The 11,832-nt window shown below is 71.2% G+C and carries 12 protein-coding genes; 1 reads left to right on the top strand and 11 read right to left on the bottom strand.

Annotation, left to right across the window (positions count from 1 at the left end; translation table 11 throughout):
- Positions 1 to 32: 32 nt before the first annotated feature.
- The 6 genes from mobF to L2C96_RS15690 all read right to left on the bottom strand — a co-directional run bounded on the left by mobF (position 33) and on the right by L2C96_RS15690 (position 7,530).
- Entirely contained in the window at positions 33 to 3,854 is a 3,822-nt protein-coding gene (mobF, locus tag L2C96_RS15665) for a MobF family relaxase (protein ID WP_237336683.1), read from the bottom strand.
- A gap of 225 nt (positions 3,855 to 4,079) precedes the next feature.
- Positions 4,080 to 5,225 carry a hypothetical protein gene (locus tag L2C96_RS15670; RefSeq protein ID WP_237336684.1) on the bottom strand — a complete coding sequence of 382 codons (1,146 nt, stop codon included), beginning with the start codon at positions 5,223 to 5,225 and terminating at the stop codon, positions 4,080 to 4,082.
- A gap of 910 nt (positions 5,226 to 6,135) precedes the next feature.
- Positions 6,136 to 6,507 (bottom strand): hypothetical protein, encoded by a 372-nt coding sequence (locus tag L2C96_RS15675; RefSeq protein ID WP_237336685.1) that lies wholly within the window; start codon positions 6,505 to 6,507, stop codon positions 6,136 to 6,138.
- Positions 6,508 to 6,525: 18 nt separating this feature from the next.
- Positions 6,526 to 6,885: a hypothetical protein gene (locus L2C96_RS15680; protein ID WP_237336686.1), complete on the bottom strand. Its 360-nt coding sequence runs from the start codon at positions 6,883 to 6,885 to the stop codon at positions 6,526 to 6,528.
- On the bottom strand, positions 6,882 to 7,118 hold the full coding sequence (locus L2C96_RS15685; RefSeq protein ID WP_237336687.1) for a hypothetical protein: 237 nt from the start codon (positions 7,116 to 7,118) through the stop codon (positions 6,882 to 6,884). Before L2C96_RS15685 ends, L2C96_RS15680 begins: the two co-directional genes overlap by 4 nt.
- 1 nt (position 7,119) lies before the next feature.
- Positions 7,120 to 7,530 (bottom strand): hypothetical protein, encoded by a 411-nt coding sequence (locus L2C96_RS15690; RefSeq protein WP_237336688.1) that lies wholly within the window; start codon positions 7,528 to 7,530, stop codon positions 7,120 to 7,122.
- 49 nt (positions 7,531 to 7,579) lie between these two features.
- Between L2C96_RS15690 and L2C96_RS15695 the strand changes: the two genes are divergently transcribed.
- Positions 7,580 to 7,978, top strand: coding sequence for a hypothetical protein (locus L2C96_RS15695; RefSeq protein WP_237336689.1), 399 nt, complete (start codon positions 7,580 to 7,582; stop codon positions 7,976 to 7,978).
- Position 7,979: 1 nt separating this feature from the next.
- Here L2C96_RS15695 and L2C96_RS15700 read toward each other — a convergent pair whose 3' ends face one another.
- From L2C96_RS15700 to L2C96_RS15720, 5 genes are read right to left on the bottom strand one after another with little or no spacing between them, the layout of a single operon-like run.
- Positions 7,980 to 8,255: a hypothetical protein gene (locus L2C96_RS15700; protein WP_237336690.1), complete on the bottom strand. Its 276-nt coding sequence runs from the start codon at positions 8,253 to 8,255 to the stop codon at positions 7,980 to 7,982.
- The gene (gene dprA, locus L2C96_RS15705) at positions 8,252 to 9,175 is read right to left on the bottom strand and encodes a DNA-processing protein DprA (protein WP_237336691.1); all 924 of its coding nucleotides are present in this window, start codon (positions 9,173 to 9,175) and stop codon (positions 8,252 to 8,254) included. Before dprA ends, L2C96_RS15700 begins: the two co-directional genes overlap by 4 nt.
- Before the next feature lie 40 nt (positions 9,176 to 9,215).
- Positions 9,216 to 10,238 carry a DUF4192 domain-containing protein gene (locus tag L2C96_RS15710; protein WP_237336692.1) on the bottom strand — a complete coding sequence of 341 codons (1,023 nt, stop codon included), beginning with the start codon at positions 10,236 to 10,238 and terminating at the stop codon, positions 9,216 to 9,218.
- A 17-nt stretch (positions 10,239 to 10,255) separates the two neighbouring features.
- Positions 10,256 to 11,128 carry a bifunctional DNA primase/polymerase gene (locus tag L2C96_RS15715; RefSeq protein WP_237336693.1) on the bottom strand — a complete coding sequence of 291 codons (873 nt, stop codon included), beginning with the start codon at positions 11,126 to 11,128 and terminating at the stop codon, positions 10,256 to 10,258.
- 55 nt (positions 11,129 to 11,183) lie between these two features.
- Positions 11,184 to 11,777, bottom strand: a complete 594-nt coding sequence (locus L2C96_RS15720) for a hypothetical protein (protein ID WP_237336694.1) — start codon at positions 11,775 to 11,777, stop codon at positions 11,184 to 11,186.
- Between the last annotated feature and the right edge of the window lie 55 nt (positions 11,778 to 11,832).

Here is an 11,832-nt window from a genome sequence, read left to right on the forward strand (position 1 = left end):
AAACCAGCTGACAAATCAGCCGGAAACGACCGCTACGGCTCGGGTTCGGCGCCTCGCGGGTCGCGCTCGGGTGCCAAGTCTTGTTCCACGGAGGACGCGCCGCGGCGAATGGTCGCGAGACGAGTGGTCAGCGCTTCCAGCTTGGCTCGAACCCGTCCAGCCCGCTCGGAGTCCTCAATCCGGGTCGCCGCAATATCGGCGTGGCTGTCAACGTACATCGTGACCCACTCATGAGCGTGCCGCTGGGCCCCGCCGTCGTCACGCGGCACCAAGGTGTCGACCTCGTCGCCGAAGCCCCACCGCTCGCGGTACGCGGCCACCTGGCCGGCCACCTCGATCCACGTGGCTCGGTCCGCCGGATCGTCCGGCGGCTCTCCCAACCGGGCTGCCCAGCGCGGCCGGTCCTCGGCGACGCGCTCGCCGAGCTCGGACACCCGGTCGGCGATGTCGCCGGCGCGCTCGTGCAGCCACTCCGCCAGCTCCAGCGCATCCGGTTCCACGTCATGCCGGGGGTCGTCCAGCGGTGGCGGCGCCGGAACCCACCCCGGCAGCAGCGGCAGATGATCCGGACCGAGATCGACCGGAGGCATGGCCTCGCAGACGCGGTAGTGCATCACCTTCGCCACCGACTGGGCCGACTTCAGTTCGCGCTGTTCCGCGGTCTCCCGTAGCAACGCTGTGGGGTCAGCACCGCCAGCGCGCGCCGCATGCAGGACGTTCTGCAGCGCCGGCCACGCCTCGTCCGCGAGGATGTCCTCGGCGTGGTCGGGCATCGCCTCGCGTACCCACTCTTCGGCTTCCGCGGCCGCGTTCTCGCCCCGCCAGACGACCAGGGCGTGCTCGTACCGCGGAATGGCATTGTCGAGCCGGAACGGGGCCTCCTGCGCGTCGCGCAACTCCTCGGTGGCCGCGCGCTCTGCTCCTTCCCGGCGCAGGATGCGTGCCAGCCCCTTCGCCGCCAGCTCCGTCTCGCGATGCCGGTAGAACAACTCGCCCGGCAGCACCTCCGGTTCGTCGACCTCCTGTATCTCCTCCACATCGAGGTAGGCGTAGTTGCCGTGGATGCCGCGTGACAGCGCGACCAGCGCGGCCTCCCGCACCGCCGACAGGCTCAGGAACGAGCGGGCGACGTCGACCGTCAGGCCTTGGGAGCGATGCACCGTCGCGGCATACCCGAGCTCCACGTACTCGGCGACGTAGTCGGCCGGCAGCGTGACCTCGCCCCCGTGGCGCACATGCCGCACAGTCAGACTGCGGTCGTCGTGCACGGCACGCACGGTCCACAGATCACCGTTCTTGACGAAGTCCCGCCCGCCGCTGACCGTGAACCGGCGCCGGTTCGCGCGGGTGACGACCCGATCGCCCACACCGGCCACGGTCTCGTCGACCAGACGCACCCCGGTCTCCGCCACCTCGCCCCGGGTCCGCCCGTCGGCCTGCGCGCGAGCGGACAACTCACGAGCGACGTCCCTCGAATCCGACATCATGATGCTCGTCGCGCCGGACGCCACGTCGGCTTGCCAATCGCGGTAGAGCTGGTCGAGCACGGCCGCGCGAGTACCGCCGACCAGACGCTCGTGCGTCTCGTAGAACCCGATCGCGGCCGGATCACCGACCCGGAACCGCAGCACCGCGCGGGCTTCCTCGGGATCGGCGAACCGCCGCACCTCGTCCAGCTCGACGCCACCGGCATCGTGGAACAACAGCCGCAGCGCGCCACCAGCTTCCACCGCGGTCAGTTGCCGATGATCGCCCACCAGGCGCAGCACCGCACCGCGTTCCTCAGCGATCCGGCGGACCGTGTCCAGAGTGCGCGTCCCGGCCATCCCGGCCTCGTCCACGAGCAGCATGTCGCCCAGACGGACATCGACGTCCAGGCCCTCGGCGTAGCGGGTCGTCAACAAGTGCAGGGTGTCCGCACGCGCCGCCGGACGCCGGCCAGGCATGTGCGGATCGCCGGCGTTGAGCTCGTCATGCAACACCGACGCGGCGGCCGCCGACGGCGCCAGCCCGATCACCCGGCCCCCCGTGGTCTCCCACGCGGCTCGCACGACGCGCATCACCGTGGACTTGCCCGCACCGGGCGGCCCGATCCCCACCGCGAGCGCCGTCCCGCTGGAGACGAAATGCTCCACCAGCGCCTGCTGCCCGGGATTGAGACTGATCCTGCGCGACCGTTCGAACTCGCGCACCACCCGGCGCCGGACTCGGTCACCCACCACCGGCCCACGCCTGATCCCGGCCGCTGCCAGCAGCCGGTCCTCGCACGCGAGGATCTCCTCACTCGTGTAGCGGGTCGAGCCTCGGCGATGGAACACCGGCTCGCCGTCGCTTCGCTGCAGCAGCGCCGGGGTCAGGTGCGGGAACAGATCCAGCTGCACCGAATGCCGTTGCATCGCATAACCCACGACGGTGTCGAGGGCGCGGCGCCGCTCCCGCATCGACTCGAACGGCACCTTGGCGAGCTTGCGCAAGGCCTCCGCTCGCACGTGGTAGATCGTCCAGGTCGCGCGCTTGTCCGACACCGATGCGATCACGGCCGCACCCAGCTCGGCGAGGTCCACCAACGATTCCTGGGGGACGGCAGCGGGGCCCGGGGCGCACGCGCTGACCCGCTCCTCAACCGACAGCTGCGGGGTCATCTCCTCGGCAGCCACGCGCCACCTCGTGACCGCCTCACCCAGCGGCTCCGGCTTCGCCTTCGCCGGTCGGTCGTTCCCCAGCTGGGCCTGCTGCGCGAGCCGGATCTGCACCGACCGCGGCGGTGTTCGGCCGTGCGCGGCGACGTACTCGGCCACCAGCCGGTCGTAGCCCGCCTCCACCTGCGCGCGGCGCCGGGAGAAGCCGGCGATCCATTCGCGGGGCATGCCGGCGACCTCCCGCACAGGCTGCCTGCCCCGCCCCATCGCGCGCGGCGCCCACTGCACGCCCAGTCGTTCGGTGAGCAACTGCTCCAGCGTCGCGTTGTACATCTCCGACGCCGACACGGCCACCCTGAACAACTGCTGGCCGTCGAGCGTGCGCCACTTCCCGTCGGCGGCCAGCACCCGGTTCGCGACCGCCACGTGGGTGTGCAGGTGCGGGTCGCCTGCCCGCGACTCGCGATGGTCGAACGCCGTCGCCACGAAGCCCGACGTCTCGATCTGCGCGGCTCCGCCCGCCCCCACCCGCGCGTACGCGGCCTCCTGCTCGGCGTAGGCCAGCGCCGCCTGCCACGCGTCCCGGTGCGCCCGCTCGACCTCTTCCCGGATCCGCCGCCCACCCAGCGCCCACAACAATGACACCGACTTCACCGGCGCGAACACGAGGTCGAAGCCCGACACCGGTTGCCGCGCCCGGCCCAGCTCGTCCTGCAGGAACTGGCGGATCTTTCGCTCGGTGGTGACCGGGTGGCCCAGCTTCTCCTCGAGCAGTCGCCGGCCGACCTCGAACTTGATCCGGTGCCGCTCGGCCAAGGTCGGACGCCGCTGATGCTCCTGCGTGAACCTCCCCACCGCGGCGCGGAGAGCTCCGGTCAGCGGGACGTCGTTCTTGTACTCCGGCATCCGGCGTCCCAACCGTGCTGCCTTGATCGCGCCATCGATCGACGCGCCTTCGGCGATCCGGTCGGCGATGAACGCGTCAGCGTCCGGGCGCAGCCCTTCGCCGAACAACGCCAGCATCTGCTCCTCGGTGACCTCACCGGAGATGCCGAGATCGGCACAGCCACTGCCGACCCACACGCCGGGAGGGTCACCGGTGACCGCGTAGACGTCGCTCAGGGAACTGCCGCGCTCACGGTGCACGTCGCCGCTTGCGACGGTGCGGGTGAGGTACGTGTAGCCATCTCCTGCGTGCAGCACGCGAGGCGTCATCGTCACCAGGAAGCCACGCGAATCCTCCTCCCCCCAGGTCCTCGATGCTACGAATCGGGTCGTTCGCGCATGACATTTCGGCAGTTCGGACTGCCGCTGCCATGCAAAAGGTGCCTACGAGCTGCGGAAACGCGCTGCTGCAGGGTGGTGGTGGGGCCCGGGTACGCCCGGACGGTGCAGGTCGCGGGTCCCCGAGCCGTGGCTCGGGGACCCGCGACGGTGGTGTCAGGCTGCTCCGGCGGTGACGACCTCCGGGCGGGTCCGGGTGAATGCCGCGCGGGTTGCCTGTCGTGTCTGCGGCCTGCGGGCTGGACCGAATTGGGCGGCGGCCCATGCGGCGATGAACGGTCGGTGCTCGGGGTGTGCGCGCCAGTAGGCGCGGGTCCAGATGACGACGATTCCCCGGGGTTGGCGCCCGGCGAGTGCGGCGCAAGGGGCGATCACGTCGGCGGCGCGGCGGTTGGCGTGTGCGGGCATCTGGCGGCGGATGGTGTTGCGGGCGTGTGCGACGTCGGAGGGTGTGATGCCGGGACGGCCCTCGTCTCTGCATTCGGTGCACAACCCGTCGTCGTGCTGGTCGCGGACGGCGTCGAGTTCCATCACGGTGCGTTCGAGCAGGCAGGCAACGCACGGCGTGCCGTTGAGGGGTGGTGCGGCGTGGGCCTCGTAGTCGATGGTGTAGCCGTCGGCCTGGTCGAGTTCACGGGGAATGCGTTCGTCGAGGGGGAACCACGTGTGTCCGCTGGCGATGTAGTCGGTCACTACGCGGGGTTCGACGCGGCGCGGGTCGGCCGGGCGGCGGAGGTGGGGGGCGGTGATGATCGCGACGGCGGCGGTGGCGCGCTGCATGTCGCGGGTCGGGGCGTCGCGGAGGTCGCGGGGTGTGTCGTCGCGGTAGGGGCGCGCGTGGTCGAAGTCGTACCGGGTCTGCGCGGTGTCGCCGTGGACATCGGCCGGTTCGGGGATCTCGGGGCGGATGCGGTCGAGCTTTCGCATCTCGGCTTGCCAGCTGTCGAGGGTGGCGAGTTGCCCGCGCTCCTGCTGGGCGGCCATGCGCGCGAACTGGTGCTCGACTCGGTCGGTGTAGGTGGGGGCGGGGAGGCGGGCGGGGTCGTAGTGCTCCTCCCCCGACTCGGCGACGCAGAAGGTGATCAGGTCGCGATGCTGGGGGCGGGCCTGCCACTGGACGGCCAGCATGGCCACGGCGTCGGCGTGGCGGTGTGTGGCAAGGGTTTCGGTGCAGGCGTGCAGCGCGGCAAGGTCGGCGACCTCGGCGGTGTCGAGCAACTCTGCGGCGAGGGCCTTGGCCTCGCGGAGGGTTCGCGGGGTGCCAATCGTGACAAGATTGGCGAGTTCCTGCAACAGGGACATGAAATCGGACATTAGGCGCACCCGTTCTGCGGATTCGGTGAATCCTGAGCTTGGCGTTCTCGGGATTCTCTTTTCACCTCACATCTTATCACAATTTGCCACACTTCTCACCTGGCATTCACCCATTTTCGCATGCATCTTATGCCGGTTTACCTGCATAAACGAAAAGCAGAGGCGCGCACCCGGTCAAGGCGAGAAGGCGTGATCAAGAGGTTTAATGGCCCTGCTCCGCACCCATACCCTCGTCCCCGCCCATCCTTGTGCCGCACTGGTCGGGTCAAGGGTTAGGCCCGGAAAGAATTTTTGGAGCTTGCGAGAAAAATTGTTTCCGGGGTGCCCTTGACGCGGCCTGTGCGGCATAAGACGCTGAAAGGCGAGGGGGGTCTGGTGAGCCGCGGCTGCGACCCCCTATCCAACTGGTCAGGGTCTCTTCACCGAAATCCGCGCATTGGCGGCTTCTGAACCGGGACATGCTTGGGGCTAGACTGCTCGGGCGCCCAGGGCCTTGCGGAGCCTGGCGTGGGCGCGCGCGTGGGTGCGGTCTTGGCGGGCCTTCGGGTAAGCCTTCGGGGCTTCCGTGCCCACGCGGTGGGTGCGTCCGGCTTGTCCGGGCGCACCCATTCTTCGTTGGGGACCTGGCCGGGCGCCGGGGAAGGTGCGCCCGGCCAGGCGTGAGCGGAGGCCGGTCGGGAGCCGGCATCCGCTCGGTTCGCGACCCCTTCCCCGTCCGCTGCTGTACGTGACGGAGGGGGTGCCGTCACGCCGGCGGGCAGTGGAGTGGGGTCGCGAGCTGGGGCCCTGGCCGGGTTCTGGTCAGGATGAGACCCCGGCCAGGGGTGAGCGGGCTGCGGCGCCGCTCGGTAGCGCCGCGCCTCGGCTCGGCCAGCTGGTCCTCGGACACCTCCCCCGCTCAGACCAGAGTGCGAAAGGTCTGTGCGACGTGGCGCTCAACGGCCCGGCGTCGGGCGCGCAGGAACCGCGCGACGACCATCCATCGGGGTTCCTTGCGCGGGCTGTCCGGCGGGCCGCCGAAGTCGTAGTGGAGATCGCCGGGGGCGTCGTCCATCGCGTGGTACTGCAGCCACCGCTCGGCGGCCTGGGGTGCGCCGGCGGTGTGCAGCAACTCGGCGAACGCGCTCGCCTCCCAGCACGTGAGCTGCGGCGCGATGCGGGACGCCGGTAGGTCGTGGTCGAAGACGTGGAGGAGTTCCTGGAGCGCGGCTCGCAGGTCCGGGTTGGGCACCACCCACACCGGGATCGGCTCCGGGGCTTGTCCGTTCACGAAGTTTCCTTCCGGGGGTCAGGATTCGGTGTCGACGTCGGTCTCGAGTGAGACCGTGACGTTTTCGGTCTCGAAGGCGACGCTGTCGTCGTCCGTCGCGGCGTGGAGCGCGGCGATCACCCGGTCGACGGCTTCGGCGCGGTCCGCGGCGCCGCGCACCTCGGCGATGCGCACGCGGATGGTGGCGTGGCCCTCATAGCGCATGCCGATCAACGGCAGTCCGAGGTCCCGGAGGGCCTCCTGGCTGCCAGGCAGGCACCAGACTCCGTCCTGGTACTGGCGCATGACCGCCTTGCGGACGTCCTCCCGAAACTGCGTGTGGGCCCGGCGCAGGGCCTCGATCTGCGCGCGGAGCTCGGTCGGGCCCTCGGAGTTCATGCGTGGCTCCTCGTCTGCCGGAGCTGGGTGCGGAGGTAGTCGCGGAAGGTGGCCTGGGTGACGTTGGCGGGGCCGACCTGCTTGCCGTGTTCGAACAGGTGCAGGGCCAGAGCCCGGCGGCTGAAGTTCCTCGCACAGGCGCGGAGTTGCTCCGCCCGTGCAGGGTTGGCGGTGCGGGCGCGGTGGAGGCAGTCGGCGGCGCGGGCGCGCAGGCTCTCGGCGGTGGTCACCATGTCAGACCCACCTCACGGTGGCGTAGCCGATGTAGGGGTGGGTTTCCTGCTCGGTGACGGTGAGCGGGGTGCCGGGGAGGTGCTCGGCGATCGCCGTGGACAGGGCGGCCCGCATCGCGTCGGCCACGTCCTTGTCGCGCAGCCGGTGGACGAGCTGGTGGTCGTCGTGCTCGTCGCCGGTGCGGGCTTCGACTTGGAACCCGAAGTTGACGTCGAAGCGGGAGACGAGCTGCGGTTCGTGGGGCTGCAGGCCGAGGTCGGTGAGGGTGTCGTTGAGCGCTTCGGCGGTCCACTGTCCGTCGTGGAAGCCCTTGATCGCGCGGTCGCGGGCGAGCTGCCGGAAGGCCTCGTGTTCCTGCTGGAGCTGGGCGAGTTCGGCGCGCAGCTGCTCGGCGGTGGGTTGTGCGGTCATTTGTTTCCTTTCTTGCCCGGTCGGGGTTTCTTTGTTGAGGTGCCTGCTCATGGGCACTCGTTCATCACCGCGGAAGCGGGAAGCGATCCGGCGGCAGACGTTGCAGCGGAAGGTGGAGCTGGACGCCGAGCGCCGCCGCAGGGACGAGCTGGAGGTGGAGTTCGCGACCGATTTCCAGGTCGCGCTGGTGGATCGGGCGGCGGCCCGGGAGGCGGAGCGTGCGGCCGAGGTCGCGATGGGCGGCGCGGTGGACCGGCTGATCGGGCAGCTTCGCTTGTCCTACGACCGGGTGGCGGAGTTGTGCCAGGCGGAGGTGAAGGAGCTGCAACGGCTTCGGCAATTGGCCGCGGAGACGGCTCGTCCGGTCGTCGGGCGGCCCGCGACGCCTGCTTCCCCGGTTTCACCGAGGGTGGAGGGCGCCCCGGCCGGTGAGGGCCGGGGCGCCTGAGCTACGGGCGGGTGGCGTGCCGTCGCCTGCGTCGGAGGCGGCGCCGCCAGTCCCGCGGCGGTTTGCGGCCGGCGGTCATCCACCAGTCGAGCAGGCCGCCGAAGTACACGAGCTGCCACCAGGAGAGCTGGTCGTCCCAGGTGCAGTAGTCGCAGTCGGTGACCTCGCAGTCGGCGCTGGAATGGTGGTACACGCCGAGGTGGAAGCGGAACCGGTCCAGGACGTAGTCCGGGTCGACCGGCCCGTGCGGGGTGTCGTGGGCCTTCTTGCGCTTCACGGTTGGTGCTCCCGTGTCCGGGCCTGCCGCAGCACGTCGAGGACCTCGCCGCTGCTGGTGACGAGGGTGGCGCCGCCGTGCCGGATGAGTTCGTGGCAGACGGTCGACATCGCCGAGGTGACCGGGCCGGGCACGGCCATGACGGCCTTGCCCAGTCCCCCGGCGAGCAGTGCCGTGGTGCGGACGCCGCTGCGGGGTCCGGCCTCGACCACGACGACGGCGGCGGCGAGGGCGGCCAGGAGCCGGTTGCGGGTCAGGAAGCGGTGCCGCGCCGGCGGTGTGCCCGGCGGGTATTCGCTGATCACGAGTCCGCCGCGGTGGGCGACGCGGCCCAGCAGGGTGACGTTGCCTGCTGGGTAGCCGACGTCGACCCCGCAGGCCAGGACCGCGACGGTGGGGGTGCCCGCGGAGAGCGCGCCGCGGTGGGCGGCGGCGTCGACGCCGTAGGCGCCGCCGGAGATCACGGTGTGGCCGTGGTGTCCGAGGTCTTGGGCGAGTTCGCCCGCGACGTGTTCGCCGTAGGCGGTGGCGGCTCGGCTGCCGGTGATCGTGATCGCCGCGGCGGTGAGGTGATTGAGGTCGCCGCTGCCGCGTGCCCACAGCGCGATCGGTGGGGTGAGGTCGCTCTCGGCGGGGAAGGCGGCGGTCACATGGTGCAGCGCCGCTGCCGGCCATTCGTCGTCTTCGGGGGTGATCAGCCGTATCCCGGCTTCGGCGGCCGCGTCCAGGTCGACGTCGTCGAGCTGCGGCCGGGTGGTCGTTTCCTGCAGGACCTCCAGCGGGCAGTCCCGGTTGCGTATGGCTCCGGCGGCCGTGACGGGCCCGTGCTGGGCGACGAAGGCCCTGAGTGCGGGTGCGCCGGGTTCGGCGACGCGGGACAGGTAGGCGCGTGCGGTGCGCACGTCGTCCACGCTGGTCATGCTGCTCCTTCCGGGAAGAGGTGTGTGATGCCGGGCGTGGTCAGTGGGTGTGGCCGAAGGTGGCGCGGGTCGCGGAGACGGCGCGGTGGAGCATGTCCTTGATGCGGGTGAAGGCGACGCCTTGCTGGACCGCGCACAGCAGGAGCGTGACCAGCCGTTCGCCGCGGCCGGCCGCGTCGGCGGCGACCAGGGCGAGGGCGCCGTGGCCGCGGTGGCAGGCGTGGGTCATCAGGACCGCGGCGAGCCGGTCCGACATGGGTTCCGGGGCGAGCTTCCACAGGGTGAGCCACAGCTCTTCGGCGGCGCGGGCGTGCTTGCCTGGGGTGATGAGCAGCGCGTCGCGCATCAGGACGCAGGCGAACGCGCCGATGAGGTCGGCGAGTTTCTCGTCGGTGTCGGGCAAGGCGCCGTGTGCGGCGTCGATCACGGCTTGGTCGAGCCGGGCCAGCCGCGCCTGGAGTGCAGGCAGGTCGTGCCGGTTTTCCTCGTCGGTCACGGCGGCGGCGACGGTGGCGATGAGCGGTGCGAGCCGGTCCCGGACTTCTTGGGGTGCGGGTGTGAAGAGCGCGGCCAGTTCGGACCGGCTTTCGTAGATGACGTCGCCGTTGAGGACTGTCTGGGCTGTTGCCGCTGAGTTGCGGGGGTCGGGCAGGGGGCCATGGCGGTTGGGGTCGTCGTAGCTGAACCAGCGGGCCCCGACCACGAAACCGGCCAGGTGCACGGCTTCGACCTGCCGGTAGCCGTGGCGGCGCAGCCCTTCCCGCAGAGGGGCGATCACCTCCTTCGCGGGTGGCTTCTTGTCCTCGCCGGTGCTGCCGGTGATGACGAGGACGACTTCGTCGGCCGTGATGTCCCGGGCGGCGGTGGTCGCGCCGTGCACGAAGTGGCCGGGGTCGGTGAGCACGTCTGCCAGGTCCGCTCGTGCGGTGAAGGGGATGATGCTCTGGTCGCTGTCGTTTCCGGGGCGGACGAGCGGGGTGAAGAACACCGAGGCGTCGGGGTAGAACCCGAGCACGGCGGGCAACGAGGCGAGGAGGGTGTCCATTCCGGACGGTGAGATCATGGTGGTTCTCCTGTCGGTCACTGGGTGCGTGGATGGGTGCGGCCGAAGGCGATGCCGTCGCGGATCGTGCGGGCGATCTCGCGGTCGCTGAACCGTCCGCTGGTGCGGGTCCGGCAGGTGTGTGCCGCCGCCGTCAGCGCCGCGGTGATGGTGGGTGTGTCCAGGTCGGGGATGCTGGCGAGCGCGGAGGCGGCGCGCAGGAGCGTGATTCGCCGCTGGCCGTCGAGGGCGTCGGCGACTTTGCGTGCTTCGCCGTCGAGTGCGGCTTGCCGGTAGGCCGCGTGGTGATGTCCTTCCCCTCCGCCGCGCGGCTCGGCGGGTGCGGGCGGGGTCAGGGCGTGGATCAGCCATGGGGGCAGCGGCTGCACGGGGGCGCGGCGGGTCACCCGGTAGCGGCCGTCGCGACGGATCGACCCGGCGGCGACGATGTAGCCGCGGTGGCCGCGGGTGTCGATGCGCCAGCCGAGCGCGCCGGTGGTGGTGCGCACCCGCGCGCCGGCCGGGACCTGGAAGTACAGGTGCTCGCCGCCGGTGGGGGTGGCGACGGTGTAGGTGTCGCCGGGGTAGGGCTGGCCGGCGGCGTGGGCGAGCGCGGCGAGCACGTCGCGGCCGTGGCGTGCCGTTGTCCAGGGTGGTGGCGCGGGCTGGCCGTGGCCGTCGTCGAGGTCGATGACGAGCAGGCCGGCGGCTCCGGTGGCGATACCGATGTTGTAGGGGGCCTGGGTCCAGACGCGGGTGATGGTGTCGCGGTCGGTAGTGGCGAGGGTGTTCCAGTCGACCTTGCCGAAGGCGGGCTTCTTGGCGCGGGGCGCGAGGGGGAACACGGGCCAGCCGCGGGCTGCGGCGGCCAGTGCCGCGGTCATCAGCCGCGGGCGGGGTGGCGCAGGCACCGGTACTCCTTTCTACGGGGGTGGCCGGCCCGGCCCGCGGCTGACGAGTGGCGGATCAGGGCAGGCGGAAGATGGTGATGTCGCCGAGTTCGCGGCCGGCGGGCAGGCCGAGCTGCCGCAGCATGTGCGGCAGTTGCTGGAGCACCTCGTTGACGGCGGCGTGCTGCGCGGTGGTGGCGCGCTGGAACATGCGGTGCAGCCAGGTGGTGAAGGCTTCGGGGAGCGGGGTGGTGGTGTCGCCGTGTTCGTCGGCGCCGGTGATCAGGGCGGGCCCGGCGATCACCGGGGCCCAGTCCGGATTGCGGACGAGACGGGCGACGTGGGCGCGGTCGTGTTCGCTGGCGGTGTAGTCGCCGACGAGCACGGCCTGCAGGAGGGCGGCGAGGAACCGGCTGGCGCCGTGGTTGACGGGGTGGGTGGCGAGGCTGTTGTCGCCGACCCAGATGTCCAGGCCGGTGAGGTGGCTCATCCGGTCGATGAGCGGGTCGCCGACGAGCCGGGCGATGTCGTGGCCGGGGTGGTGGCGGCTGATGTCGAGCAGCTGGGCGGCCTCGGTGCCGAGGAGGAGCGCCTGCATGGTTTCGCCGTGCGGCGGGCTGCCGGCCGCGGTGTGGTCGTCGGGGCTGTGCTCGTGAGCGGCGCTGGTCATGCGTGTGTCCTTTCGCGAGGGGCGTGGAAATGCCGAAGGGCCCAGCCGCGTCGCG

This window comes from Amycolatopsis tucumanensis (genome assembly GCF_021654135.1).
GTDB lineage: Bacteria > Actinomycetota > Actinomycetes > Mycobacteriales > Pseudonocardiaceae > Amycolatopsis_E > Amycolatopsis_E tucumanensis.